This window comes from Streptomyces sp. SID13726, from assembly GCF_010548375.1.
In the GTDB taxonomy this organism is placed as follows: domain Bacteria; phylum Actinomycetota; class Actinomycetes; order Streptomycetales; family Streptomycetaceae; genus Streptomyces.
The window spans coordinates 99,428-125,093 of record NZ_JAAGLY010000008.1 but is presented as its reverse complement, the minus strand read 5'-3'; the positions used below and the strand labels follow the sequence as shown (position 1 = coordinate 125,093).

Annotated in this window: 17 protein-coding genes; 8 read left to right on the top strand and 9 right to left on the bottom strand. The window is 73.3% G+C overall.

The annotated features are described in order from the left end of the window. Positions 1-75 precede the first annotated feature (75 nt). The 7 genes from G3I78_RS22660 (at position 76) to G3I78_RS22630 (ending at position 8,000) form a co-directional block, all read left to right on the top strand. Positions 76-531, top strand: a complete 456-nt coding sequence (locus G3I78_RS22660; RefSeq protein WP_164427451.1) for a single-stranded DNA-binding protein — start codon at positions 76-78, stop codon at positions 529-531. A gap of 265 nt (positions 532-796) precedes the next feature. Beyond that, a complete protein-coding gene (locus G3I78_RS22655) occupies positions 797-2,206 on the top strand; it encodes a thioester domain-containing protein (RefSeq protein ID WP_164427449.1) in 1,410 nt (469 codons plus the stop codon). Between the two features lie 48 nt (positions 2,207-2,254). Further along, a complete protein-coding gene (locus G3I78_RS22650) occupies positions 2,255-2,629 on the top strand; it encodes a hypothetical protein (protein WP_203615363.1) in 375 nt (124 codons plus the stop codon). A gap of 265 nt (positions 2,630-2,894) precedes the next feature. Further along, the gene (locus G3I78_RS22645) at positions 2,895-5,108 is read left to right on the top strand and encodes a serine/threonine-protein kinase (protein ID WP_164427447.1); all 2,214 of its coding nucleotides are present in this window, start codon (positions 2,895-2,897) and stop codon (positions 5,106-5,108) included. A 131-nt stretch (positions 5,109-5,239) separates the two neighbouring features. Further along, entirely contained in the window at positions 5,240-6,904 is a 1,665-nt protein-coding gene (ettA, locus tag G3I78_RS22640; protein WP_164427446.1) for an energy-dependent translational throttle protein EttA, read from the top strand. 2 nt (positions 6,905-6,906) lie between these two features. Beyond that, complete coding sequence (locus G3I78_RS22635; RefSeq protein WP_164427444.1) at positions 6,907-7,335, top strand: thioesterase family protein; 429 nt, start codon at positions 6,907-6,909, stop codon at positions 7,333-7,335. Next, positions 7,332-8,000, top strand: coding sequence for a hypothetical protein (locus G3I78_RS22630; protein WP_164427443.1), 669 nt, complete (start codon positions 7,332-7,334; stop codon positions 7,998-8,000). The genes G3I78_RS22635 and G3I78_RS22630 overlap by 4 nt, the downstream gene beginning before the upstream one ends. On the opposite strand, the gene G3I78_RS22625 is transcribed toward G3I78_RS22630, so the two are convergent. From G3I78_RS22625 to G3I78_RS22610, 4 genes are all read right to left on the bottom strand, one after another. Next, the gene (locus tag G3I78_RS22625; protein ID WP_164427441.1) at positions 8,001-8,972 is read right to left on the bottom strand and encodes an ABC transporter ATP-binding protein; all 972 of its coding nucleotides are present in this window, start codon (positions 8,970-8,972) and stop codon (positions 8,001-8,003) included. It abuts the gene before it with no gap. A 31-nt stretch (positions 8,973-9,003) separates the two neighbouring features. Then, entirely contained in the window at positions 9,004-11,892 is a 2,889-nt protein-coding gene (locus G3I78_RS22620; protein ID WP_164427439.1) for an FtsX-like permease family protein, read from the bottom strand. A gap of 97 nt (positions 11,893-11,989) precedes the next feature. Continuing rightward, positions 11,990-15,184 carry an FtsX-like permease family protein gene (locus tag G3I78_RS22615; protein WP_343243818.1) on the bottom strand — a complete coding sequence of 1,065 codons (3,195 nt, stop codon included), beginning with the start codon at positions 15,182-15,184 and terminating at the stop codon, positions 11,990-11,992. A 196-nt stretch (positions 15,185-15,380) separates the two neighbouring features. Next, the gene (locus tag G3I78_RS22610; protein WP_203615362.1) at positions 15,381-15,794 is read right to left on the bottom strand and encodes a globin; all 414 of its coding nucleotides are present in this window, start codon (positions 15,792-15,794) and stop codon (positions 15,381-15,383) included. Positions 15,795-15,862: 68 nt separating this feature from the next. Between G3I78_RS22610 and G3I78_RS22605 the strand changes: the two genes are divergently transcribed. Then, positions 15,863-16,846, top strand: a complete 984-nt coding sequence (locus tag G3I78_RS22605) for a methyltransferase domain-containing protein (RefSeq protein ID WP_164427434.1) — start codon at positions 15,863-15,865, stop codon at positions 16,844-16,846. Positions 16,847-16,902: 56 nt separating this feature from the next. Here G3I78_RS22605 and G3I78_RS22600 read toward each other — a convergent pair whose 3' ends face one another. From G3I78_RS22600 to G3I78_RS22580, 5 genes are all read right to left on the bottom strand, one after another. After that, positions 16,903-18,870: an FHA domain-containing protein gene (locus tag G3I78_RS22600; RefSeq protein WP_164427432.1), complete on the bottom strand. Its 1,968-nt coding sequence runs from the start codon at positions 18,868-18,870 to the stop codon at positions 16,903-16,905. A gap of 49 nt (positions 18,871-18,919) precedes the next feature. After that, complete coding sequence (locus G3I78_RS22595) at positions 18,920-20,266, bottom strand: VWA domain-containing protein (RefSeq protein WP_164427430.1); 1,347 nt, start codon at positions 20,264-20,266, stop codon at positions 18,920-18,922. A 100-nt stretch (positions 20,267-20,366) separates the two neighbouring features. Continuing rightward, positions 20,367-21,686, bottom strand: a complete 1,320-nt coding sequence (locus G3I78_RS22590) for a PP2C family serine/threonine-protein phosphatase (protein WP_164427428.1) — start codon at positions 21,684-21,686, stop codon at positions 20,367-20,369. Continuing rightward, positions 21,687-24,299, bottom strand: a complete 2,613-nt coding sequence (locus tag G3I78_RS22585) for a serine/threonine-protein kinase (protein ID WP_164427426.1) — start codon at positions 24,297-24,299, stop codon at positions 21,687-21,689. A 4-nt stretch (positions 24,300-24,303) separates the two neighbouring features. Continuing rightward, on the bottom strand, positions 24,304-25,614 hold the full coding sequence (locus G3I78_RS22580) for a hypothetical protein (protein ID WP_164427424.1): 1,311 nt from the start codon (positions 25,612-25,614) through the stop codon (positions 24,304-24,306). Positions 25,615-25,666: the final 52 nt, after the last annotated feature.

The window sequence follows — 25,666 nt, the reverse complement described above, 5'->3', positions numbered from 1 at the left end:
GTGACGCGGTCGGCACGCAGACAGCAGCAGCCGTACGGGACGGGCCCGTACGCATGTCCGGGAGGGTGACCTGCGATGAACGAGACGATGATCTGCGCGGTGGGCAACGTGGCGACGCAGCCGGTGTACCGCGAGCTGGCGACGGGCGCGTCGGTGCGGTTCCGGCTGGCGGCGACCGCGCGCTACCTGGACCGCGAGAAGAACGAATGGACGGACGGGCACACCAACTTCTTCACGGTGTGGGCCAACCGGCAGCTCGCCACGAACGTGTCGGGGTCGATCAACGTGGGCGATCCCGTGGTCGTCCAGGGCCGTCTGAAGGTGCGTTCGGAGGTACGCGAGGGGCAGCCCTCCTGGACCTCGGCCGACATCGACGCGGTGGCGATCGGCCACGACCTCGCCCGCGGCACCTCGGCCTTCCGGCGTACCCAGCGGCCGGAGACCACCGTCACGGGGGCGCAGCCGGAGCCGTCCTGGGAGACCCCGCCGGCTGAGAGCGTGACCGAACAGGAGCCCGTCGCGGTGACGTGACACCGCGACGGGCGCACGGCTCTGACCGAAGTACGGCTTATCGGCGAATGCGTTCCGGACGACACCGGTCGATTTGTCGATAAGCCCTGCCGGTGAACGTCCTCGGCGATAACGATTCCGAGTCGGATCGATCTTCCGACCGCATCCCCGGGAAGAGGGGTGCGGCCGCGTCCCTAGGATGCCGAACACAGCTCTCGGGGCTGCTGATTCTGCTGGTGGGACCGCCACCCCGCCCGTCAACGGGTCCTGCTCGAAGGGGAATTCCGTGTTTTCTGCGTTCTCTGCGCTGTCCGCGCGCGGCCGGGGCGCGGCTCGCCTCGCGGCCGCGACGTTCGTCTCCGGCCTGCTCGCCGCCGGTGCGGCGGTGGCCGCCGCGAGCCCGGCGGCCGCGGACGCGACGACGCAGAACCAGAGAGGGGCGACGGCCACCATAGGAGGCCTGAAGACCTTCGGCGACGCGGTGATACACGACACCGACGGCGATCTCCAGGTGTCCGCCGGGCTGTTCGAGATGTCCGTCGAGGGCGGCGGCACCCTCCAGACGTACTGCGTCGACCTCTACAACCCGACGCAGAAGGACGCCAAGTACCACGAGACCGACTGGAGCGGCACCTCGCTGGGCGCCAACAAGAGCGCGGGCAAGATCCGTTGGATCCTGCAGAACTCCTATCCGCAGGTCAACGATCTCGCCGCGCTGGCGGCCAAGGCCGGCGCCACCGGGCTCACCGAGCAGGACGCGGCGGCCGGTACCCAGGTCGCGATCTGGCGCTACTCGGACGCCGCGGACGTGGACGCCGTCGACCCGCAGGCCGAGAAGCTCGCGGACTACCTGGAGAAGAGCGCCCGTGCCGTCGTCGAGCCCGCGGCCTCGCTGACGCTGGACCCGCCTGCGGTCTCCGGCCACCCCGGCGAGCTGCTCGGCCCGGTGACGGTGCACACCAACGCGGCCGGCACCACGGTCGTACCGCCCGCGGACGCGGCCACCAGCGGGGTGCGGATCGTCGGCAAGGACGGCAAGCCGGTGACCTCCGCGGTCAACGGCAGCGAGCTCTACTTCGACGTCCCCGAGGACGCGGCGGCGGGCTCGGCCGACCTCACCGTGCAGGCCTCGACCACCGTGCCGGTCGGCCGGGCCTTCGCCTCCGAGAGCCGGAGCCAGACACAGATCCTGGCCGGGTCCAGCGAGTCGACGGTCTCGGCGACGGCGAGCGCGACCTGGGCGAAGCAGGGCGCCGTACCGGCCCTGTCAGCGGTCCGGAACTGCACGGCGGGCGGCCTGGACATCACCGCGGTCAACCAGGGCGACGAGGAGTTCGCCTTCGAGCTGATGGGCACCGAGTACATCATCGCGGCGGGCGAGTCCCGCACGGTGACGGTCCCGCTCCAGGAGGACCAGGCGTACGACTTCACGATCAACGGCACCGACGGCCTCACCAAGCGGTTCACCGGAGTCCTCGACTGCCGCACCCGCAGCAGTGAGACGGGGGCCACGACCCAGACGCTCAGCGAGCCAAGTCCCGCCATGGTGGCCGCTCCCAGCACCGACGTGAACCTCGCCGAGACGGGCGGTACCAGCGCGACCCCGCTGATCGCCGGTACGGCCATCGCGCTGGTCGTCGTGGGCGGCGCGGCGCTGGTCATCACCGGGCGGAAGCAGAACCCGACGCGGGACTGACCGGGATTGACCGGGGCGGGGCAGGGTGGTGCCGGGCAGAATGACGTCATGACCAAGTCATCCGTGCCATCTGTGTCCTCCGCGTCCTCCGTGTCCTCCGCGGCGCCGGGGCGGCACACCTCCTCGGAGTCGATCCTGTCCCTGTGGTCGCACGACTCGGTGCTCTCGATCGGGTCGGTCGGTTCGGTGCTGTCCATCGGCTCCGTGGGCTCGGCGCTCTCGGTCGGCTCGATCGGCTCGGCCCTGTCCTTCGTCTCGGCGGGCTCCTGGCTGAGCACGGGTTCGGTGCTGTCGGCGCAGTCGAAGTGGTCGGTGCTGTCGTGGCGGACGTCGCATGGGCTGATGCGGTCCGCGGGGGCGGTGGGGGCGGTGGCCGTGGGGGCTGCGGTGTGGCTGGCTGTGCGGGGTAGTGCCGAGGAGTAGGGCGCGACGGGGGCGCGGATTCGGAGTCGGAGTCGGCTGGTGAGGTGGGGCGGTGCTCCTCCGGCACTCCGGGACTCCAGGGCTCCGGCACTCCGAGACTCCGGCACTCCAGGGCTTCAGGGCTCCGGGACTCAATGATTTCCGTGGTTCCCCCTGCTCAGAGGCGCACACGCACCGCTCATCCCAGGTGCGGCTCCGCTTCCCGGGTGGCAGGCCCTAGTCTGATGATCGTGACGGAGGCCGCTGCTGGGAAGGATGATCGGTGATGACGCCGCTGAGCGCCGGGGACCCGGAGTCCATAGGCGGGTACACCCTTCTCGGCAGACTCGGGGCGGGCGGCATGGGAGTCGTCTATCTCGGGGTCTCCGCCTCGGGGCGGCAGGTCGCGGTCAAGCTCGTGCACGGGTCGTACGCGCAGCAGGAGGAGTTCCGTACCCGCTTCCGGCAGGAGATCGCGGCGGCGCGCAGAGTGAGCGGCGCCTTCACCGCGCCGGTCGTGGACGCCGATCCGGACGCCGAGCGCCCCTGGATGGCGACGCTGTACGTGCCGGGGCTCACCCTCTCCGAAGTCGTGGAGAAGAACGGCCCGTTGAGCCAGCGGGAGCTGCGCACGCTCGGCCTCGGGCTCGCCGAGGCGCTGCGGGACATCCACCGCGTGGGCCTGGTGCACCGGGATCTCAAGCCGAGCAACGTCCTGATGACCGAGGACGGGCCGCGCGTCATCGACTTCGGCATCTCGCGCGCCTCCGACAACCAGAGCCTGACCATGACCGGCAACGTGATCGGCACCCCGCCCTTCATGTCACCGGAACAGCTGGCCTCGCCCCGGGACGTCACGCCCGCCTCGGACGTGTTCTCGCTCGGGTCGCTGCTGGTGTTCGCGGCCGTGGGGACCGGGCCGTTCGACGCAGACACCCCGTACATGACCGGCTACCAGGTGATGTACGAGTCCCCGGACCTCGACGGGGTGCCCGAAGCGCTGCTGGGCCTCGTCGGGAGCTGCCTCGACAAGGACCCGGCCGCGCGTCCCGAACTGGCGGACCTGCACCGCTCGTTCCAGGCGCTGCCGGAGTCCGACGTCACCGCGGCCCCGAGAGCCGTGGGCGCCGTGAAGCGCCGGCCCCGGCCCACCTCGGCGGGGGCGGCACCCACCTCCCCGGGCGCGGTCCCCACCTCGGCGGGCGGCACCGCCGACGCCACCGCCGCGGGCACCCCGGCCGGCGCCGGCCGCAGACGCCGGGCCCGGATGCTGCTGGCCGGTCTCGGCACCGTACTGGCCGTCACAGGACTCGGCGTCGGGGCGGCCGTATTCGTGGCGAACGGAGACGCGAACTCCGCCTCCGGCGCCACCGGCACCGCCACCGGAACCACCCCCGCCGCGTCCCTGCCCGCGGGCTGGCGCGAATGGCGCACGGCCCTGCGCACCGACGTGAAGGGCATTCCCCTCGACTACCAGGACCTCGGATGCGTGGCGCAGGGCGACGCCCTGTTCTGCGGCGGTACGGGATTCACGGCCGCCAGGGTCGACGCCGCCACCGGCCGCATTCTGTGGCACACCGGCACCCGGCCCCAGGGGGTGCGGCCGATCGGCGTCCGCGACGGGCTGGTCTACACGTACGAGGACCCGGACGACACGGTCCGGCGCCTGGTGGCCCTCGACGCCGGGACCGGGAAGACGCGGTGGCAGCGTGACATCAACAAGGCCGCGCCGGTGATCCCGTTCGACGGCGGACTGCTGGCCATGTCCCCCGACCGCTCGTCCTTCGTCGCGTACGACGACTCCGGCAAGGAGCTGTGGCAGGCGGCCGCGCTCGACGAGTACTGCACCACGTCGGTCCTGGGAGGCGCCCCCTACGCCCTGTGCTCGGCCGGCACCGAGGCCGGTCAGGCGCCCGTCGCCCTGATGAGGCTCACCTCCGGCAGCCTGACCGAGACCGCCACGCTGCCCAAGAAGGCGGAAGCGCTCGGCGCCGTCGACGGGCAGCCGCTCTTCCTGGCCCCGCAGACCGCGAAGGACGTGTACGAGTCCGGGTACGAGCGGCCGTACAACGCGCTGCTGCGGGTGGACCCGAAGACCGGCAAGATCGAGCGGACCCCGCTGACCCGCCCGCTGACCGGCACCGCCACCCTCGTGAACGGCGTCGTCTACTTCGTGCGGTCCAACGGGTCGGTCACCGCGGTGTCGGCGGCCAGCGGCAAGCAGCTCTGGCAGAAGGCGACGGACGTGGAGAGCCTGTCCGCGCCCGTGGTGTCGGCGAAGTACGGGCGGGTCTACTTCTCCAACCGCTTCGGCCGCCTCCTCGCCCTGGACACCCGCACCGGAGCGGAGATCTGGCGCACCCCCGCCCTCGACGACCCCGGCGACAAGGCCCAGGACTCCACGCCCCGAGTCCTGCTGGTCAAGGACGCGATCGTGGCGACGGCCGGCGACACGGCCTTCTCCCGCAGCCCGGACCAGAGCCCGGATCAATCGGGCTGACCGTATCCACGCCCGACGAAACCCCCAGCTCACAGCCCCCCGACCAAACGGGTTACCACCCAAGGGTGGACCTCAGGCAAGATGGGTTGTATCTGCCCACTGCCAGATTTCAAGCTGCCGGACGGTTTCTCTTGGCTGAGTACATCTACACCATGCGCAAGACGCGCAAGGCAATCGGCGACAAGGTCATCCTTGACGACGTCTCGCTGAACTTCCTGCCTGGCGCGAAGATCGGTGTGGTCGGCCCGAACGGTGCCGGTAAGTCGACCATTCTGAAGATCATGGCGGGCCTTGAGCAGCCGTCGAACGGTGACGCGTTCCTGTCGCCGGGGTACACGGTCGGGATCCTGCTGCAGGAGCCGCCGCTCAACGAGGAGAAGACCGTCCTGGAGAACGTCCAGGAGGGTGTGTCCGAGGTCAAGGGCAAGCTCGACCGGTTCAACGAGATCGCCGAGCTGATGGCCACCGACTACAGCGACGCGCTGCTCGACGAGATGGGCAAGCTCCAGGAAGAGCTCGACCACGCCAACGCGTGGGACCTCGACGCCCAGCTGGAGCAGGCCATGGACGCCCTCGGGTGCCCCCCGGGCGACTGGGCCGTCACCAACCTCTCCGGTGGTGAGAAGCGGCGCGTGGCGCTCTGCAAGCTGCTGCTTGAGGCCCCTGACCTGCTGCTTCTCGACGAGCCCACCAACCACCTCGACGCCGAGTCGGTGAACTGGCTGGAGCAGCACCTCGCCAAGTACGAGGGCACCATCGTGGCCGTGACCCACGACCGGTACTTCCTGGACAACGTCGCGGGCTGGATCTGCGAGGTCGACCGCGGCCGTCTGCACGGCTACGAGGGCAACTACTCCAAGTACCTGGAGACCAAGCAGACCCGTCTCAAGGTCGAGGGCGCGAAGGACGCCAAGCGCGCCAAGCGGCTCAAGGAAGAGCTGGAGTGGGTGCGGTCCAACGCCAAGGGGCGTCAGGCCAAGTCCAAGGCCCGTCTCGCCCGGTACGAGGAGATGGCGGCCGAGGCCGACAAGATGCGGAAGCTGGACTTCGAGGAGATCCAGATCCCGCCGGGCCCGCGGCTCGGCAGCATCGTCGTCGAGGTCAGGAACCTCACCAAGGGCTTCGGCGACAAGGTCCTGATCGACGACCTCAGCTTCACGCTGCCGCGCAACGGCATCGTCGGCGTCATCGGCCCGAACGGCGCCGGCAAGACCACCCTCTTCAAGATGATCCAGGGCCTGGAGGAGCCGGACTCCGGCTCCATCAAGGTCGGCGAGACCGTCAAGATCTCCTACGTCGACCAGAGCCGCGCCAACATCGACCCGAAGAAGACGCTGTGGGCCGTCGTCTCCGACGAGCTGGACTACATCAACGTCGGCCAGGTCGAGATGCCGTCCCGGGCGTACGTGTCCGCGTTCGGCTTCAAGGGCCCGGACCAGCAGAAGCCGGCCGGTGTGCTCTCCGGCGGTGAGCGCAACCGCCTCAACCTCGCGCTCACCCTCAAGCAGGGCGGCAACCTGCTGCTCCTCGACGAGCCGACCAACGACCTCGACGTCGAGACCCTCGGCTCGCTGGAGAACGCGCTCCTTGAGTTCCCGGGTGCGGCCGTGGTCGTCTCCCACGACCGCTGGTTCCTGGACCGGGTCGCCACGCACATCCTCGCCTACGAGGGCGAGTCCAAGTGGTTCTGGTTCGAGGGCAACTTCGAGTCGTACGAGAAGAACAAGGTCGAGCGGCTCGGCCCGGACGCGGCGCGTCCGCACCGCGCCACCTACAAGAAGCTGACCCGGGGCTGATCTTGCGGCACATCTACCGTTGTCCCCTGCGCTGGTCGGACATGGACGCCTACGGCCATGTCAACAACGCCGTCTTCGTGCGGTACTTGGAGGAAGCCAGGATCGACTTCCTCTTCCGCCCGGAGAAGGACTTCCAGCAGGGGTCCGTGGTGGCCCGCCATGAGATCGACTACAAGCGGCAGCTCGTGCACCGGCACCACCCGGTCGACATCGAGCTGTGGGTCTCGCAGATAAGGGCGGCGTCCTTCACCATCACCTACGAGGTGAAGGACGACGACCTCGTCTACGTCCGGGCCTCGACGGTGGTCGTGCCGTTCGACTTCGAGGCCCAGCGGCCGCGCCGGATCACCGCGGAGGAGCGCGAGTTCCTCCAGGAGTACACGGACGACCCGGCTCCCGGTGACAACAAGGAGGAGGCCGTCGCCGCATGACGGTGCTCCACCTCGCCGACGAGGGGGAGGCGGCGGACCTCGCGGCCTTCCTCTCCCGGCTCCTCCACTACGACCGCTCGGCCGCCGTGCGCCTCCAGGCCACCGGCACCGCGCTCGCCGTCTTCGGACGCCCGCCGTCCTTCGAGGTACTGGCGATCCGGGCGGTACGGCTGGCGAAGCCGTACGAGAACGGACTCGACGTCAGCCTCGATGTGACCGTGTCCGCGGGGGAGTTGCTGGAGTCCGTCGATGAGGCCGCGGTCACCGCCCTGGTCCCGGGAGCGGTGACCGGACCGCCGTGGGCCGGGGTGCTGCCCCCGCGCGGCGGCTGGCGAGCGGTCACCGGGCTGCCCGCGGTCGACGCGCTGCGGGCGCTCGTCCGGGCCGGGATCGGTGAATTCCGGTCCCGTACCGAGGAGTTGGGGCCCGAGGGCCGTACCCGGGCCGCACTCGACCTGATCGGGCGGGACATCTGGTCCCGGACCGTGGGCGACACGGGACTTCCCGTGCGGGCCGTGCACGCCGCCCAGTCGCTCGGATTCCTGCGGGCCGACGGGGAGTTGGCGCTCCTGTCGTCGGGAGCGTGGCTGCGGCTGCGCACGCCGTACGGCTCGATCGCCGTACGGCAGGGGGGACTTGGCCTGCTGGGCGTCAGCGTGCGCTGATCACTCCCGGCCGTCGCGGTGCGTGCTGTCGTCCGGCCAGACACCGATGTGGTCCGGCTCCAGTTCCAGCGCCACCCGGTCGCGCATGCCCAGGGCCTGCGTGTACTCCTTCGGGAGCTGGAGGCGGCCCGCCCGGTCCAGCATCGCGTACTCGCGGGCCACGAGGGTCTCGTGGCCCGTGGTCGCGTCCACCTCGCTTCTGCGCAGGACCTCGGTGGAGGTACGGCCGTCCCTGATGGCCACCGTGCGGCGGACCTCGCCGGCCACGGCCTGGTCGTGGGTGACGATGACGATCGTCGTGCCGAGCCGTTCGTTGGCCGTACGGAACGCGGCGAAGATCTGTTCCGCGGTGTGGGAGTCGAGTTCGCCGGTCGGCTCGTCGGCCAGGAGGACCGCGGGGTCGTTGGCCAACGCGACCGCTATCGCCACGCGTTGCTGCTGACCGCCCGACATCTGGTGCGGGCGGCGGTCCCGGCAGTCCGCCACCTCCAGCAACTCCAGGAGTTCCAGGGCGCGTTCACCGGCCGCGCGGCGGGATGCGCGGCGGGCGCCGGAGAGCTGGAGGGGGAGGGTGATGTTCTGGGCCGCGGTGAGATAGGGCAGGAGGTTGCGGGAGGTCTGCTGCCAGACGAAGCCGACGGTCCTGCGGCGGTAGGACAGACGGTCCTTCGCGGTCATCGTGAGCAGGTCGTGGCCCGCGACCCTGGCCGCGCCCGCGGTGGGGGTGTCCAGGCCCGCGAGGATGTTCATCAGGGTCGACTTGCCGCTGCCGGACGCGCCCACGAGAGCGAGGAGTTCGCCCTCGCGGACGAGGAGGTCGAGACCCTGGAGGGCCTGGACCTCGACGCCGTCCGTGGTGAAGATGCGGACCAGCCGGTCGCAGGTGATCAGGGCGTCATGGCCGTAGGTGGGGCTGTTGCGGGCCTGGGTGGCCTTCTGCGCGAGGTCGGTGAGGGTCGGGTTCGTGGTCATCGGACGTCTCCTGAACAGTTGCCGAGGTCGTTCATCTCGCGTCCCCCGCCCTCAACTCCCGCACCGATCCCCGTCTCCCCGACCACCACGCCTGGCCGACCCCCATCCCCACCGCCAGCAGCAGGACCGACACCGCCGGGATCGCCAGGGACAGCGCGTCCGTGCGCAACTCCGTGCCGGACGAGGAGGGTCCGGCCGACGGGAGCGCGATGGCCGTCAGGTCGATGCCCGGGGAGAGGAGCAGGATCGTGGCCCAGCCCGTGAGGACACCGCCCAGGGCGGCCAGGGCCGCCTGGGGCAGGGACTCCAGGATCAGGAGGCGGCGGGACTGGGAGCGGGTGAGGCCCATGGTGCGCAGGCGGGCCAGCAGCGCCGTGCGTTCGGGGGCCGCGCGGAGGAGGGACAGGAGCAGCGCCAGGACCGCGTAGCCGGTGCCGGCCGCCACCGCCGTCGTATAGACGCGTTCCGCGCCGGACTGGAGCGGGGAGTCGACGAAGCGCGCGCGTTCCTCCGAGCGCAGATGCACGGACGCGTCCTTCGGGGCCGCCTTGCGCAGGGCGGCGCCGCTCAGGTCGCTTCCCGTCAGCAGCAGCGCCGTTGTGCGGGACGCCGATTTCGGCAGGGCCTCGCGGTCCACCACCAGGAAGTCCGAACCGGTCACCGCGGGGGTGCGGTCGCGGACCGCCGTGATGCGGACGGTGACGGTGTCGCCGTCCGGGAGGAGCACCGGGAAGGGGCGGGTGCCGTACGTCCGCGCGGTGGCCTCGGAGGCGAGCGCCGGGACGGGCTTCCCGGAGCCGCTGGAGCTACCGGAGTCACCGGGGTCACTGGGGTTACCGGAGTCACCGGAGTCACCGGAGTCACCGGAGCTTCCGGATGCCCGGAGCCGGGCCTCCGGGAACGCGCCCAGCCCCGTCCCCCTCGCCAGCGCCGAGTAGTCCGCCGGGTCCACCCCGACCAGCGGCACCGTCTGCGGCCCGCTCTCCGGCTTCGCCTCGTAGGCCACGCTCACCTCCGACAGTGCGCTCACCCCCGGCGTACGGCGCAGCCGGTCCGGCAGGTCCGACGGGAGCGGTGCCACCGTCTCCACGCGGGCGTCGGCGCCGACCGCGAGGAGCGCCGCGTGGTCGCGGGCCTCGCGCACACCGGCGAGGACCGAGCCGCCGAAGGCCGCCGTCGTCAGGGCGGTCAGCAGGGCGAGCAGGGGCAGGACCGCCGATGCCGAGGTGCGGCCCGCCCTGGCCAGCGACAGATGGGCCACCGCACCGCGCAGCCGGGCGGCGGGGCGGGCCAGGCCGCGCAGCGGGAGGGGGTAGAGCCGGACCAGGACCAGCGCGGCGATCACCCCCACCAACACCGGTGCCAGCGAGACGAGTTGACCGGAGGAGCCGGAGGTGCCGCGACGCCGTAGCGTCTCCACCGCCCCCGCCGCCAGTACCAGCAACGTCAGCTCGGCGACCGTACGGCGCCGGGACGGCCGTACGGACGAGACGTCCTCGCGGCCGGTGTGGACGCGGACCCGCCGGTGGGCGGCCGCGGCGCGGAGGGGGAGGGCCGCGCAGGTGACCGCGGTGACCGCCACGGCGGCCGCGACCGCGTAGGCGGCGCGGCCCTCGGGGACCGTGAGCAGCGCGGCGGCCAGGCCCAGGGCGCCCGCGGGGACGGCCACGACCGCCGTCTCCGTGAACAGGCGGGTGGTGAGGCCGCGCAGGGAGGCGCCGCGGGCGCGCAGCAGGGCGAGTTCGGTGCGGCGGCGGTCCGCGGTGAGGCCGCCCGCCATCAGGAGGACCACGACGGCCACCGCGCCGGTGCCGAACGCGGCGACCGCGACGAGCGGGGCGACCCCCTCGCGCAGCCGGTCGTAGGCGATGAGGACCTCGTCGAGGTCGGTGGTGATGTCGGTCTGCCCCTCGTACACCATCATCTCGGTCGGTTCGCCGTCGATCTTCAGGCGCACCTTCCGCAGCGCGGGGCCGGCCTCCAGGGAGGCGAGCGCGGAGCGCAGGGCCGGGGTGTCGCGGGCCCGCAGCGCCTGCTCGGACGGGGCCAACTGCCAGTAGCGTTCCGGGTTTCCGGGGGTGGCCAGCAGAACCGGGGCGGCCTCGGGGGCGAGGAGGAGGGCGCCGAGCCAGTACATGTCGACGGACGGCGCGGGCTCGCGGATCAGGGCCGGGGTGCGCAGCAGGGACTTGGTGGACCAGTAGGCGCCCTCGGGGTCGCGCGGGGTGACGATGCCCGTGACGCGGACCGCGAGGGTACGTCCCGCGGCGGGGGCGTGGATGACCGAACCCACCTTGATGTGCAGGGACTTGGCGGTCTCGGCGGAGACCGCGGCCTCCACCTCCGTGGTGCCGGAGGTGACATGGCCGGCCGCGCGCGGCAACCGGCCCCGGGCGACGGAGGAGTGGGCGGCGAGACCGCTCTGGGCGATCAGGTTCACCTCCGCGGGCTTCCCGGTCGGCCTCGGCAGCCACGGGTCGGGGACCGCGATGTTCACGGTGGTGCGGACGCCGTACGCCGACTGGGCGCGGTCCAGGACGAGCGGGTCCGGGAGTTCGGCGCGGATCTCGGCGTACCGCCGGGCCAGTGCGTCGGGGCGGAGGCCGTCCTCGCGCATCCGGGCCGGCTCCATCGGGGACGGCGGCGGGGCGTACACCAGGATGCCGGTCCGGTCGGGGCGGGCCTGCTCGGCGGCCCGGCGCAGCCCGGCGTCCTCGTACCGGTCGACGGCCCGCGGGAACGCGGCGGCGAGGCACGCCGTCAGCGCGACCAGCAGCGCGAGCGCGCACGCGGTCCCGGGCGCGGTCCGCAGCCGGGTACGGACCCAGGGCGCGGTCACCCGCACGGCCCCGCGCGAGAAGAACCGGCTCGCTCCGCGGGAGGGGAGCCCACTCACTCCGTCGGAGGGGAGCCCACTCATTCCACCGGAGGGTGACCGGCTCGCTCCACGCGAGAACAGCCCCCGCACACCACGCGAGAACAGCCCCCGCACACCACGCGAGAAGAGACCCCGCACCTCACTCACCCCCTTCACGCAGCGCCCGCGCCGGATCCGCCCGTCGCAGCGCGAGCGCCGCCGTGACCAGGAGCGGGGCGAGGGCCACCGCCGCCAGCAGTACGGCCGCCCGGGCGAGCGGGAGTTGGACCAGCACCGGCGGGACCGGTCGGGCCGCCTCGTCCGTCAGCACGATCAGCGGGACCACCGCACGGGTCAGGACCGCGCCCAGCAGCGCGCCGACCAGCAGCGCCAGCACCACCAGGAAGCTCTGCTCCACGGCGACCGCGCGGGCCAGCCGGCGGCGCGGGGCCCCGAGGGCGCGCAGTACGGCGAACTCGGCGCCGCGCTCCCGCAGCGACCCCGCCGCGCTCACCGCGAACCCGACCGCGGCCAGTGCCGCCGCCACCCCGGCCGCCGCCGCGAACGCGGCCTCGGGACCGGCGCCGAACGGGTCGTCGCGCAGCTGCCCGGCGAGTTCGTCCCGCACGATCACCTGCGCGGGGTCCACGTCCGCCCTGGCCCGCAGCGCCCGCGCGACCCGGTCCGAGGCGTCCGGCCGGACGGACAGCCACCACTCGGTCGGCTCCACGCCCCGCCCGTACCGCGCCTGCAACACCCGGTTCACGGACCGCAGATCGACCAGCAGGGCCCCGCCGTCGTCCGAGGCGGTGGGCAGCTCCTTCACCGAGCGCACGATCCGCACCGGTACGGTCTCGCCGCCCAGCGGCACGTCCACGGTCTCCCCGAGGGAGGAGCCCGCCGAGGTGAGGAACCGCTCGGTCGCGACGGCCGCCACCGTGGGAGTCCTGGGCTGCGGCACCTGCATCCGTACCGTCAGGGCGGCCACGCTCCAGGTGTCGTCGAACGGGATGAACCCGGTGCCGTAGTCCACCGTCACCCGCCCCGCGCCCGAACTCAGGCGCGGCTTGGCGGGTCTGTTCTTGTCGCCCGGCGCGAGGTTCAGCCCGTCGCTCTGCGAGCCGGCCTTCCAGGACGTGGGCAACGGCAGCCGCCGTACCGCCCCTTCGGTGCTCGTGGCGGTCAACTCGGCTACGGTGAAGTGGTGTTGCTCCGCCTCGCCGCCCGGTACCGGGACGACCAGCTCCAGTGCGGTGAGGGTCAGCGGGCCGCCTGACACCTCGACGTCGAGGGCGTGGGACCGTCCGTCGGCGGGGAGTTGGCCGGCCGGGACGCGGTACGGAGTGCCGTAGCGGTCCTCCAGGGTGACGGCGACCTCGGCCGTCGTGCTCGGCACCGGGCCGCGCAGCACCGTCGTCAGCCGCAGCCGGGCGGTGTCCGCGGGCACCGGCACGCCCGCCGTCGCGCCCTCGGGGCCCAGGCCCTGGAGGAGCGGTCCGGAGTGCAGGTCGGAGCGGATCAGCGGCGCGGCGCGCGAGGTGTCCAGGGCCAGCACGGTCGCCACCCGGCTGCCGGACAAGGGGAGTTCGGAGCGGACGGCGGTGGCGGCCCGCCGTACCCCGGGGACGGCCGCGTACTCCTCGGTCCGGCCGGGACCGGACTCGCCGGAGGCCAGCACCCGCACCGCCGTCCCGGCCCGGAAGTCCGCCTGGTCGGACTGCGAACGGTCCCAGGAGGCGCCCTGTCCGATCGCCAGCATGCCCAGCGCCGTCGCGAGGACCAGCAGCAGTACCGGGCCCGCCCCGCGCATCGGGCGGCGGGCGATCTGCCAGCCCGCCAGCGCCGCGGTCAGCCCGCGCCCGCCGGCCGCCCGGCGCTCGGCGAGCCGGGCCAGCGGCGGCAGCAGCCGCAGCGTCAGCACGGTCCCGGCCAGCAGCGCGAGCGCGGGCGCCGCCACCAGCAGCGGATCCACGCCCAGGGTGCCGGAGGAGTCGTCGGTCATGGCACCGGAGGTCTGCCGGCCGAGCTGCCAGTAGGCGACCCCGGCCACGGCCAGCAGCCCGACATCCGCCCCCGCGCGCACCGCTCCGGGCAGCGCACGGGCCCGGCCGCGCGCGAACGAGGAGGTCAGCGCGGGCAGCGTCACCGCCAGCGCACACCCGAGCGCCACCGCGGCGGCCACCAGCCACACCCCGGGCCGCCCGCTCCACGGCACCTCCAGGCGCAGCCCGATCCGGGCCAACGGCCCCCGCCCGGCGAGGAGTCGGGTCAGCGGACCGGCGAGCAGCGGGGCGCAGAGCAGCGCGGGCACCGCGAGCAGCACGCCCTCCAGGGCGGCGAGGCCCGCGATCCGGGCCCGGGAGGCGCCGCGGGCCAGCAACAGCCTGCTCTCACCGGTGCGTTCACTGCTCAGCAGCCCCGCCACCAGCAGCAGGGCACAGCCCGCGAGCAGCACCAGCTGGAGGGCGACGATCAGCAGGGTGGAGCGGGAGACGAGCAGGGAGCGGTCGGTGTGGTCGAGGACCTCGGGCAGCGAGGTCGACGCCGTCGTCGCGCCGCCCAGGGAGGGCTCCTTGCGCAGCGCCGCGTTCCCGGCCAGGGCCGCCTCCCGCAGCGCGTCGCTGCGCGCGGTCGTCACCGCCGCGAAGTCGGCCGACGCCAGCCAGCCCGACGCCGCGACGCTCACCGTGCCGTCGGCCAGCACGCCGGGATCGGCGAGCAGAGGGCCGTACGTCGTGAAATCGAGCTTGTTGACGCCCCGCCCGTGCAGGTCGTCGAGGAGCCAGTACGGGTCGTCGGCGCGGACGGGCCGGTAGAGGCCGGTCACCGTGATGTGCACGGCGGGGCCGCGCAGCCGGTCGGCGAGGGTGAGGCGGTCGCCGGGGCCGAGACCGAGGGCGCGGGCCGCGGACTGCGGGAGCGCCACCTCGACCAGCCCGTCCGCGGGCCGCGGCGGCCGCCCCTCGACCAGCCGCACCCGGCTCCGGTCCAGCGCCGCGAAGTGCGTCAGATCCGGGTCCCCGGAGCGCTCCGACTCCGGCTGGAGCGACCGCGGCAGCGCGTACGGGCCGGACCGGAGCAGCGTCCGCACGGTCACCGGCAGCCCGTCGAAGGTCTGCCGCGCCACCTTGCGTACGGCGGTGTCGGCGGCCCTCCGGCGCTCCTCGGGTACGTCGGCCTTGACGACCAGCGCGGTGTCGGCGGCGTTGCGGGGGTCCTGGAGGGCGTGGCGCAGGGCCGCGTCCCCGATCGCGCCGGAGTAGGCGGTGAGCGTGGCCAGCACCGCGGTGGTCAGCAGGACCGTGAGCAGCGCGGCCGCGAGCAGCAGCCGGTGCGCCCGCGCGCGCAGGAACACGAAACGTGCGATTCCCCCGAACCCCGTCACCCGGCCCCCCGCCGTGTTGTCCAGACCTCCGGGCGAGGATGTCAGAGAGGGTCGGTGCCGGGTAAGCGCTTGTAGCGCGGGCTTGACCGGATTGTGACCGGAATCCGGCGCCGTACGACCGGAATCCGGGACTCAGTGATCAGCGATCAGTCGGCGTGATCAACGATCAGTCGGCGGTGTTCACCATCGAAGCGGCCGCGTACGTCAGGTAGTTCCACAGCTGCGTCTCGTGCTCCTCGGACAGCCCCAGCTCGTCCACGGCGTCCCGCATGTGCCGCAGCCAGGCGTCGTGCGCCGCGCGGTCCACGACGAAGGGGGCGTGCCGCATCCGCAGACGCGGGTGGCCGCGGTTGTCGCTGTACGTCGTCGGGCCGCCCCAGTACTGCATCAGGAACAGCACGAGGCGCTCCTCGGCCGGGCCGAGGTCCTCCTCCGGGTACATGGGACGCAGCAGTGGGTCCTCGGCGACTCCCTCGTAGAAACGGTGGACGAGGCGGCGGAAGGTCTCCTCCCCGCCGACCTGCTCGTAGAAGGTCTGCGTCTGAAGCGTGCCGCGCCGGATCTCTTTCACATGTCCCATGGTCTCAGACGGGTGGGCCCAGGACTCAAGGCTTAGGACCTGCCCGCGACAGGGTGCACAGTGGACGTATGGGCGCCCACGCTCTCGACAGGGACCTCGCCGAACTCGCCGTCTCGGCGCGGGCCGCGCTGGTCCGGGAGATCGACGCGAGCGGGGCCTGGGCCGCCGACCCGGTGTGGCGGGCCGCCTTCGAGGCGGTGCCGCGGCATCTGTTCGTGCCGTACTACTACGTCGGCGTCCGGGGCGGCTACGAGCGGCGCTGGGGCGAGAGCGGCGACCCGCGCGTGCGGGAGCTGTGGGTGCGCGGCGCCTACGCCGACGCCCCGCTGGCCACCCGGCTGCGCGACGGCGAGCTGGTCTCCTCCAGCAGCCAGCCCTCGCTGATGGCGATGATGCTGACCGAGCTGCGGGTGCGGGACGGCGACCGGGTGCTGGAGATCGGCGCGGGCACCGGCTACAACGCGGCGCTGCTCGCCCACCGGCTCGGCGACGGCGGTCTCGTCACCACCGTCGACCTGGAACCGGAGATCACCGAGGCGGCGCGCGGCCACCTGTCCGCCGCCGGGTACCACCCGGTCGTCGTCACCGGCGACGGCGCCCGCGGGGTGCCCGAACGGGCCCCCTTCGACCGGATCATCGCGACCTGCGCCCTGCCGTCGATCCCGCCGGCCTGGCTCGCCCAGTGCCGTCCCGGCGCCCGCGTCCTGACCCCGCTCGCCACCGGCCTGATCGCCCTGACCGTGCGGGACGCCGGGTACGCGGAGGGACGGTTCCTGCACACGCCCGCCTACTTCGTGCCGCTGAGGGGCGCGGGGCGCTGCGAGAGCGGGTCCGTCGAGCTGGGCGGGGTGCCGCGCCGGGCCCGGGAGAGTGAACTGTTCCGCTTCCTGCTGGCCCTGAGCCGGGGCAGCCTCGAACCGCCGGAGGCGTACGCGCTGTGGGAGCGGGAGGGCGAGCCGAGCCGGGAGCGGTACGGCGTCACGGTCGCGGGGGAGCGGGAGTGGGCGTGGCTGGACGAACCGGAGGGACCTTACGCGTGGCCCCTCCGGTGAGGTGACGGGACCGTGGCTCGTCGGCCCCGGACCGTCCGTCCCGTAGCCCCTGGCTTCTAGCCCCGGCGGATCGTGATCGTCGTCCAGGCGCCCACGTGCACCCGGTCGCCGTCCTGGAGCGGTACCGGTACGAACGGGGTGATCGGCTCCTCGGCGCCGTTCACCGTCGTGCCGTTCGTCGAGTTCTGGTCGACGACCGCCCAGGAGCCGTCCGGCTGCTGGACCAGCACCGCGTGCTGGTGCGAGACGCCCGGGTCCTCCGGCGGCACCGAGAGGTCCACGTCGGGGGTGTCGCCGGTGGAGTGCCTGCGGCGGCCGATGGTGACCTGGTTGCCGGTGAGCTGACGCTGCTGCTCGGGGGAGTACGCGGGCAGGTTCAGCCCGGCGGCCTCGGGGCCGGAGCGCTGCATCATCGCCATGAAGTACTCGCGGTCCGGGCCGATCGTCGCCGTCCAGGTCATCGGTCCCTGGTGGAAGGACTGGCCGGGAGGAGCGGGCGGGGCCTGGGTGTTGCCGGGCTGGGGGTAGCCGTAGCCGCCGGGGCCGCCCGGTCCGCCGGGACCGCCACCGGGGCTGCCGGGTGCGGTGGACGACGGCGGGGAGATGACCCAGTCGTCACCGCCGCCGCCGAAGGACGGACCGCCCTGCTGCGGCCGGCCGGTCTCCTGCGGGTAGGCGGGCGGGGCCGGGGCGCCCTGCGCCTGGAAGCCCTGCGGCGCGCCGCTCGTGGCACCGGGGCCCACGGGCGGGGTCGGGCCGGGAGGCGGCGGGACGGGACGGGAGGGGTCGGCACCGAAGCCCTGCGGGTTGCCGGGTCCGCCCGGGCCGCCGGGTCCGCCCGGACCGGGCTGGGTGCTGCCGGGGCCGCCGAAGCTCTGCGGGGCGCCGGGGCTGGAGGGGGCCTGGGCGTTGCCGGGCTGGGGGTAGCCGTAGCCACCGGGACCGCCGGGGGCCTGGGGAGTGCCGGGCTGCGGGTAGCCGTAGCCGCCGGGGCCACCTGGTCCGCCGGGACCACCAGGGCCACCCGGTCCGCCGGGACCGGAGGCTCCGGGGCCGCCGGGGCGGGACGGGTCGCCGGGGAAACCGGAAGGGCCTGGACCACCGGGGCGCGAGGGGTCACCGGGGAAACCGGAGGGACCGGGACCACCAGGAGCGCCCGGGCGTCCGGGGTCGCCCGGGAAGCCCTGCGGGCCACCAGCGCCGGGGCCGCCGGGACCGCCGGGGCCACCGGGGCCGCCGGGACGCGAGGGGTCGCCCGGGAAACCGGAGGGACTGGGACCACCGGGGCCGCCAGAGCCGCCCGGGAATCCGGAGGGACCGGGGCCGCCGGGACGGGACGGGTCGCCGGGGAAACCGGAAGGGCCGGAGGAGCCGGGTGCACCAGGACCGCCGGGACCGCCGCCGGGACCGCCAGGACCGCCAGGACCACCGGCTCCGCCGGGCCGCGACGGATCACCCGGGAAGCCGCCGGGGCCACCGGGACCGCCAGGTCCACCCGGCCCGGCACCGGGCCCGCCGGCCCCGCCCGGACCCGAAGGACGGGACGGCTCCGAGCCGAACGGGATCGGTTCCGCGGGCCGGTTCACCTGGGACGGGCGTGAGCCCTGGTACTCGTACGAGTCGGCGCCGCCGAAGGTCGGGCCGGGGGCCGACTGCTGCTGGAAGTGCGAGGGCGGACCGCCCGCGGAGGCCGGCGGGCGCGGGGCGGTCGGGGTGTACGAGGTCGCCGTGTTCGTGAGGAAGTTCCACCGGCACTCCTCGCAGAAGGGCGCACCGCCCTCACGGGGCGTGCGGCACTGCGGGCAGAGCTCCGGCTCGTGGTCCGGCACGGCGGACAGATGCGAACGTCCACCAGGCTGACCGCCGGGGCCACCGGGCCCACCCGGCGGCGGGAAGCCGTAGCCGCCCCCGCCCGGACCGGGCGGCGGCGGAGGGGGCGGAGGCACGGCACCGGCCATGCGGTGACCGCAGACCTCGCACCAGTCGTCGGAACCCGACTGGTGTCCGTTCGGGCAGGTCGGCATGTCGGCGCTTCCCCCTCTCGGATCAGGGAACTGCTACGTCGGTAGCGGTCTACTTCTTTACACGAACAGTCTTTGTCGACCGGGTCTCGAGAGTCATCTCGTCGGCCTCCTCGACCTTCGCCTTCAGTCGCACAGTACCTGTCGTGGCGTCGACCACGTCGACCACCTTCGAAAGCAGTTTCGCAGTATCCGCGTTCCCCGAGTCGTTCGCGAGCTGAACGGCTCGGCCTAGTTTGGCCGTTGCTCCATCGAAATCGCCCGCTTTGCGCAGATCGAGCCCTTGTTGGATGGCTTGTGCCAGTTCGGCCTGGCCGGTGTAGTGCGCGACCTGAGGGTTGATGGACGTCGAGGCGACCATGTCGTCGGTCCATACGGCCCTCACCAGGCCCTGCGCGCCCAAGTTCGGTGTGCTGCCGTCGGGTTGGGGCACGACCAGGGAGACCCGGGCGGCGAGCATCTCCTGGCCCAGGTGGGCGGCCGGGACCTCGACGCAGACGTGGTAGTCACGGGACTCGTCTCCCCAGGAGCCGGTGGGGTAGTCCCCGGCGCGCGGACCGGCCTCGGTGCGGCGGTCGGTCAACTCCTCGACGGTGGGCGCGACCTGCTTGACGAACTTGATCGTGGTGCCGACCGGGGTCCACACCCGCAGGGCGACGTCCGCGACCTCCTTGCCCATGGCCGCCTCCATCATCTGCGTGAAGTCCGCGGCGAGGGCGGCCGGGTCGGCCACGATGTCGGCGGTGCCGAGGAGGGCGGAGGCGATTCCTGTGACTTCTTTCACTTCCCAGTCGGTGCCCACGCCCCTCGCGTCACAGGTGAAACGTCCGGCACAGGCGTCGAGGGAGGCCTTGAGGTCCTGCGCCGACTCGTGTTCGTTGCGGCCGTCGGTGAGCAGGATGCCGTGGCGGATGGCGACGTCCGCCGAGGACAGCAGCCGGTCGGCGAGGCGCAGCCAGGTGCCGATGGCCGTACCGCCGCCGGCCTTGAGCCTGCGCAGGGCCTGCTTGGCCTGGTCGCGGGTGGTGGCGTCGGCCACCGCGAGCCGGCCGCTGCCCGGGTACACCTCCCTGGCCACATGGGTGCCGTCGATCACCGCGAAGTGCACGCCGTCGCGCAGGGTGTCGATCGCGGCGGCCGTGGCGTCGCGGGCGTTGCGCATCTTGGTTGGCGGGTAGTCCATGGAGCCCGAGCAGTCGACCATGATCGCGACGGCCGCGGAGGGCCCCTGGCCTGCGGTGTAGAGATGGGGTGCGGCGACCGCGGCTCCGATCGTGCCGCCGCCGGTCGCGGTCACCGTGACGATCGCGTTGACCTCGCGGCCGCCCTCCGGCAGGTACTCGTTCTGATAGACGTCCACCGAGAACTGCGGCACGTTCGACTTCGAGAAATTGGCCATGCCTACTCAAATCCCCCTAGAAAACCTCACAGTTGTGAGGCGACGACTGATCGCGGACCGGTCCCCTCCGGTCCGCCGAGGCATCCCCGCTCATCCGGCCTCAGGCCGATCCTGCCCCCTGCGGAGGGGTCGGGAACGGCACGACGGCCACTGTTACGTTGTCGTGGCCCCCGCCGTCCAGGGCGTGGCCGACCAGGACCCGGGCGCTGTGCAGGGGGCGCACGGCGGCGTCGGCCGGCAGGGCCTCCGCCATCTCGTCGGCCGCCTCCGCGTAGTTCCACAGGCCGTCCGTGCACACCACCACCACACCAGGCCGGTCCGGCTTGAAGGAAGCGGTGTGCGGGTCGAGTTCGTAGGCGTCCGCGCCGAGCCAGCCGGTGATCGCGTGGGCGCGCTCGTCGGCGTACGCCTCGGCCTCGTTCATCAGGCCCGCGGCGACCATCTGCGCGGCCCAGGAGTCGTCCTCGGTGAGCCGGGCCGGGGGTGAACTGCGGTCCGTGGGCACCCAGTAGACGCGGCTGTCGCCGACCCAGCCGACGATCAGCAGGCTCGGGGTGACCACCGAGCCGACGATCGTGCACGCCGGGGCGTTCTGGTGCGGCTGGTGCTCACGGGCCGTAGCGGGTTCGTTGGCCAGGGAGTTGACCGCGCGGGAGGCGGCGACGATCGCCTCGTGCATGGCCTGCTGGGGGTGGGTGCCCTGGGGCAGTGCCGTCAGCAGGGTGTCGGCCGCGGCCCGGGACGCGGCCAGCGAGGCGTCGTCGGGGCGGGTCGCGGAGGAGACGCCGTCGCAGACGACCGCGAAGGTCGCGGGCGAGCCGTCGGGCAGCAGGGTGTTGCCGAGGGTGAAGGCGTCCTCGTTGCGGTGGTGGCGCAGCCCGCGGTCGCTGACCGCGGCGATCGGGCCGGTCTCCTGCTCCATGTGGTCGCGCTCGCGGGGCTGGGCGTGGCCGCAGTTCTCGCAGTAGCCGTCGTCGTCGACCCGGCCCGCCCGGCAGGCCACGCAGACCGACGGCGGTGCGATGCCCTCGGCCGGGAGCGGCAGTTCGGCGACCACCCGGGGGTCGGGCGCCTGGAGCACGTACTCGTCGGGCTCCGGCGGCCGGTCGAAGCGCACCCCGGAGGCGGGGGAGACCGGCGATCCGACGACCGGTCCCGCCGGGGCCGGTCCGTGCCCGCCCGGCTCGGCGCCGTGCGGGGCCACCTGACGGTGGGCCTCGGCCGGGGCGTGCGGGACCTCCGGCCAGGGGCCGCCGGGCGGCGCGCCGTTCAGGGCGATCGTCGGGCTGTCGTCCGGCCGCGCCGGCACGGCGGACAGGTCGTATCCGCACGCACCGCAGAAACGGTCGCCCGACTCGAGGGGTTCCTCGCAGCTCGGGCACCGCGACAGTGCAGTCCGCTGGGGCATCTGCGACATCAACTACACCCACGTCCGGGGGCGGTAACGGTTTGCTCGTTCCACCAGGTCGATCCTCTCCTCGCCGCCCTGCGCGAGCCGGGCCAGCGTGCGGTACGAACGCTCCAGGCCGAAGCGCAGTCCTCGCTCGTCCAGTCCGCTGCCGAGCAGTGCCCGTCCCCCGGCGGCGGGGGTGACGGAATCCTGGCCACCGGAGAGTATCCAGTCCAGGGCCGAGCCCAGCACCTCCGCCGACAACTGCTCGCGGCGCGCCGGGTCAAGACCGTACGCGTCCAGTGCCTCGACCTGCCCGGCGGCGGCGGTCAGGTCGTCCAGGAAGGGTACGTCGGCCGCGGTCGCGGTGCGTTGACGCAGCCGCGCCCGGACGGCGGCGACCCGGGCGGCGGTGTAGTGGATCGAGGACTCCGGCACCGACTCCAGCGTCTTCACGGCGCTACGGCGGTCCCCGGTCGCGAGTTGCACGCGGGCCAGGCCGAACGCGGCGCTCACATAGCTCGGGTCGGTCGACCAGACCAGCCGGTAGTACTCGGCGGCGTTGTCGAGCTGGCCCAGCACCTCCGCGCACACGCCGAGGGCGAGCTTGGGCGCGGGCTCGCCAGGGAAGGCGTCGTAGATCGCGTCGAAGGCCAGTGCGGCGGCCTCGTGGTCGCCGGTCACCAGGGCGGCGACGCCCCGGTACCAGACCACCCGCCAGTCGTCGGGCCGCTCCTCCTCCAGGTGCCGCAGCGACTCGTCGGCGGTGTGCGCGTCGCCGTTCTCCAGCCAGGCCCGCACCTGCCGGAGCCGGGTCTCCGCGGACGCGGCCGGCGCGGCGGCGAGGGCGCCGAGCAGTTCGGCGGGCGCGGTGGTCATGAGCCCGGCGAGGAAACCGGCGTTGGGGTCGGTGGGGTCGACGTGGGGGACGGGCAGGGCGAGTGCGGCGGAGGACGTGTCCGCCGACTTGACGAGGGTGTCGGAGCCCCGGGCCGCGCCGGGGCCGCCCGGGAGGGCGGCGGGAGGGACCGGGGCGGTGAGGGCGCCACTACCCGCGGCAGGGCTCGCGGCGACGGAACCGATCGGGGCCGGCGAGCCGGTCCCGCCCCGGCGCGGCCGGCGTCCCGGCGGGGGCACCCGGCTCCCCAGCCGTGACACCTCGCCGTCCAGCCGTGGGAACAACTCCGTGTCCGTGACCCGCACTTCAGGGCCGAACAGCGTCGAGAGCGCCGGGCGGGCGCGGCCGGTCTGGAGGGACACGACCTCGCGCAGGACGCCCGTCAGCTGCTCCGACATCTCCTGCGCGGAGGCGAAACGGCGGGCCGGGTCGGGGTCGGTCGCCCGGACCAGCAGCCGGTAGAAGGACTCGTACTGCCGGAAGACCTCGATGTGGTCGGGGTCGGGCAGCGAGTCGACGAAGACGTTGGTGTAGCCCTGGAAGTCGAAGGTCAGCACGGCCAGGGTGCGGGCGACCGTGTACAGGTCGGAGGCGACCGACGGGCCCACCTCCGCGACCTCGGGCGCCTGGTAGCCCACCGTGCCGTAGATGGCCGACTCCTCGTCGTCCATCCTGCGCACCGCGCCCATGTCGATGAGCTTGAGCTGGTCCTCGGTCTGGATGGCGTTGTCGACCTTGAAGTCGCAGTACAGGAGGTTGCGGCTGTGCAGGTGGCCGAGCGCCTCCAGGGCCTCGATGCCGTAGGCGCACGCCTGCTCCACCGGCAGCGGGTCCCGCTTGCCGGCGGTCGAGCGGCGGCCGTTGGCGATCTCCTTGAGCGACTTGCCGCCGACGTACTCCATGACGATGTAGCCGTCGAGGGAGCCGGTGCGCTGGTCGAGGTGCTCGACGAAGTTGTAGATCCGCACGATGTTGGAGTGCTCGATCTCCGCGAGGAAGCGCCGCTCGGAGATCGCGGCGGCCATCGCGTCCTGGTCGCCGGTGTCCAGCAGGCCCTTGAGGACCACCCAGCGGTCGGACACCGCGCGGTCCACGGCGAGGTAGACCCAGCCCAGGCCGCCGTGCGCGAGACAGCCCGCGACCTCGTACTGGCCGTGCACGATGTCCCCGGACTTCAGCTTCGGTACGAACGAGTACGGGTGGCCGCACTTCGTGCAGAACCCCTCGGTGCGCCCCTTGTGGTCCCCCCGCGCGCGTCCCACGGGGGCACCGCAGTCGGAGCGCGAGCAGAACCGCTTGCGCTCGGGCACCTCCGGGTTCTCCAGCACCATCTCGCGCGGGTCGGGCCGCGGCACCCCGGGCACCTCGACGAGCCCCGCGCCGAGCCGGCCGCGCCCGGTCGAACCGGCGGCGGAACCGGAGCTGCGCACCGACACCGACCGGCTCGTGGACCGGCCGGACAGGGAGCGCGAGAGCCGTCCCGAGACCGAGCGCCGGGACTTCGCGGACTGCGAGGACGTACGCGAGGAACCGCGGCCGGTGGAGCGTGAACTCGCGCTGCCCTGCGAGTCGCCGCCGGCCGCGCCGGTGCGCGCGGAGCCGGCCCGGCCGCCCCCGGCGGCGGAGGCCGAGGCCGAGACGACCGGCGCGAGGCCGCAGGTGTCGCAGTACAGCTCCCCGCCGCCCATGTCCTCGTACGTGCCGTCGCAGTCGGGCCGCTGACAGGACTGCTGTGCCTCGCTCATGACGTCACTCCCCCCTACGGTCCTGCGGCACCCGCGGGGCGCCCAGCAGTTCGGCGGCCGCGTGCTGGTAGCGCAGCACGGCCTGTTCGGCGACGCGCAGGTCGCAGGGCGCGCTCCACAGCATCCGCCGGGCCGCGTCGTACCGCTCGATCAGGAACGGGTCCTCGGCCAGGCCGTGTCGGGCCACCTTCGCCTTGTACGCGTCGAGGCGGCCGCGCAGTTCGGCGCGGACCGCCAGTGGCTGGGTGACCGCGGTCAACGACTCGCGGGCACGCAGCAGTTCGTCCTCCGCCTTCTGCTCCAGGGACTCCAGGAGCGGGGACAGACGGTGCCACTGGGCGTGTCTGCGGTACTCGGCGGCCGTCGCCAACTGCTCCTGGAGGACGGTCGGCGGGCCGCTGACCACCGGCACCTCGGTGGCGGCGATCTTCGCGAGGACCTCCCCGCGCGCGGTGCGCGCCTCGGCGAGGGTGCGGTCCGCGCGGGAGAGCACGTCACGCAGCCGGACCAGCCGGGCCTCGGAGTCCTGCCGGACGGTGAGCACCGCGTCGATCTCCCGGCGCACGTCCTCCAGGGCACGCGCCTCACGGTCGTACGACGTGGTGTCGGGCTTTCCGCCGCCGGGCGCCGAACTGCCCTGCGCGCGGCGCCAGAAGGCGAGCGGATCCGAGATCACCTGCTCGCGCAGCGCGGTCAGGGTGCGGGTGATGCGCTCCAGGTCGTCGCCGGAGGGGTGCTCGCCGGGCCGTACGCCGACGGAGTGCGCGAGCTGCCGGGTGCGCTGGAGTTCGGCGGCCAGTAAATCTATCCGCGCTGGCAGCGCCGACCACACCGCGTCGGCGGCGACGACCATGTCCAGGCTCGTCGCGTACAGCTCGTTCATCCGCTCGACGAGCGTCACCAGCGAGAACCGCTCGCTGAGCTTGCCCGAACCGCCGTGCAGGGTGGGCGCGTTGGCCTCGGCGGTCGTCGAGCCCGCGACCGTGACCGCGTCGCCGCGCAGCAGTTCGGTCAGCTCCACCAGGTCCTCGCGGCTGGACCAGCGGCGGCGGGAGCGGATCTCGCGGGCGGAGCGCAGCGCGTCCGTGTAGGCGTCGAAGTAGGCCCACAGCAGGGTGATCGAGGCGTCGGCGGTCTCCCAGCGCTCCTGGGTGACACCGGTGAGCGAGGCGCCCTCCAGGAGCCTGCGGCCCGCGTGGTCCTGGAGGGCGAGGAGCGAGGTCTCGATCGCCTCGTGCTCCGCGCCGAGCCGCGCCAGCGCACGGTCCACCTCGTCCCGGTCCATCACCGGCCCGGGGGGTCCCGTGACGCCCATCGATCACCTCTCACTGCCGAAGGTTTGTTAACAGTGTGCTGTCGAGCGGTTG

Bases quoted from the DNA above. Each gene is read 5' to 3' on its own strand.
- G3I78_RS22605 (WP_164427434.1), top strand. From the start codon at position 15,863: ATGGGCGCCCACGCTCTCGACAGGGACCTCGCCGAACTCGCCGTCTCG.
- G3I78_RS22580 (WP_164427424.1), bottom strand. From the start codon at position 25,614: ATGGGCGTCACGGGACCCCCCGGGCCGGTGATGGACCGGGACGAGGTG.
- G3I78_RS22585 (WP_164427426.1), bottom strand. From the start codon at position 24,299: ATGAGCGAGGCACAGCAGTCCTGTCAGCGGCCCGACTGCGACGGCACG.
- G3I78_RS22620 (WP_164427439.1), bottom strand. From the start codon at position 11,892: ATGAGTGGGCTCCCCTCCGACGGAGTGAGTGGGCTCCCCTCCCGCGGA.
- G3I78_RS22610 (WP_203615362.1), bottom strand. From the start codon at position 15,794: ATGGGACATGTGAAAGAGATCCGGCGCGGCACGCTTCAGACGCAGACC.
- G3I78_RS22660 (WP_164427451.1), top strand. From the start codon at position 76: ATGAACGAGACGATGATCTGCGCGGTGGGCAACGTGGCGACGCAGCCG.
- G3I78_RS22650 (WP_203615363.1), top strand. From the start codon at position 2,255: ATGACCAAGTCATCCGTGCCATCTGTGTCCTCCGCGTCCTCCGTGTCC.
- G3I78_RS22595 (WP_164427430.1), bottom strand. From the start codon at position 20,266: ATGGCCAATTTCTCGAAGTCGAACGTGCCGCAGTTCTCGGTGGACGTC.
- G3I78_RS22600 (WP_164427432.1), bottom strand. From the start codon at position 18,870: ATGCCGACCTGCCCGAACGGACACCAGTCGGGTTCCGACGACTGGTGC.
- G3I78_RS22625 (WP_164427441.1), bottom strand. From the start codon at position 8,972: ATGACCACGAACCCGACCCTCACCGACCTCGCGCAGAAGGCCACCCAG.
- G3I78_RS22645 (WP_164427447.1), top strand. From the start codon at position 2,895: ATGACGCCGCTGAGCGCCGGGGACCCGGAGTCCATAGGCGGGTACACC.
- G3I78_RS22630 (WP_164427443.1), top strand. From the start codon at position 7,332: ATGACGGTGCTCCACCTCGCCGACGAGGGGGAGGCGGCGGACCTCGCG.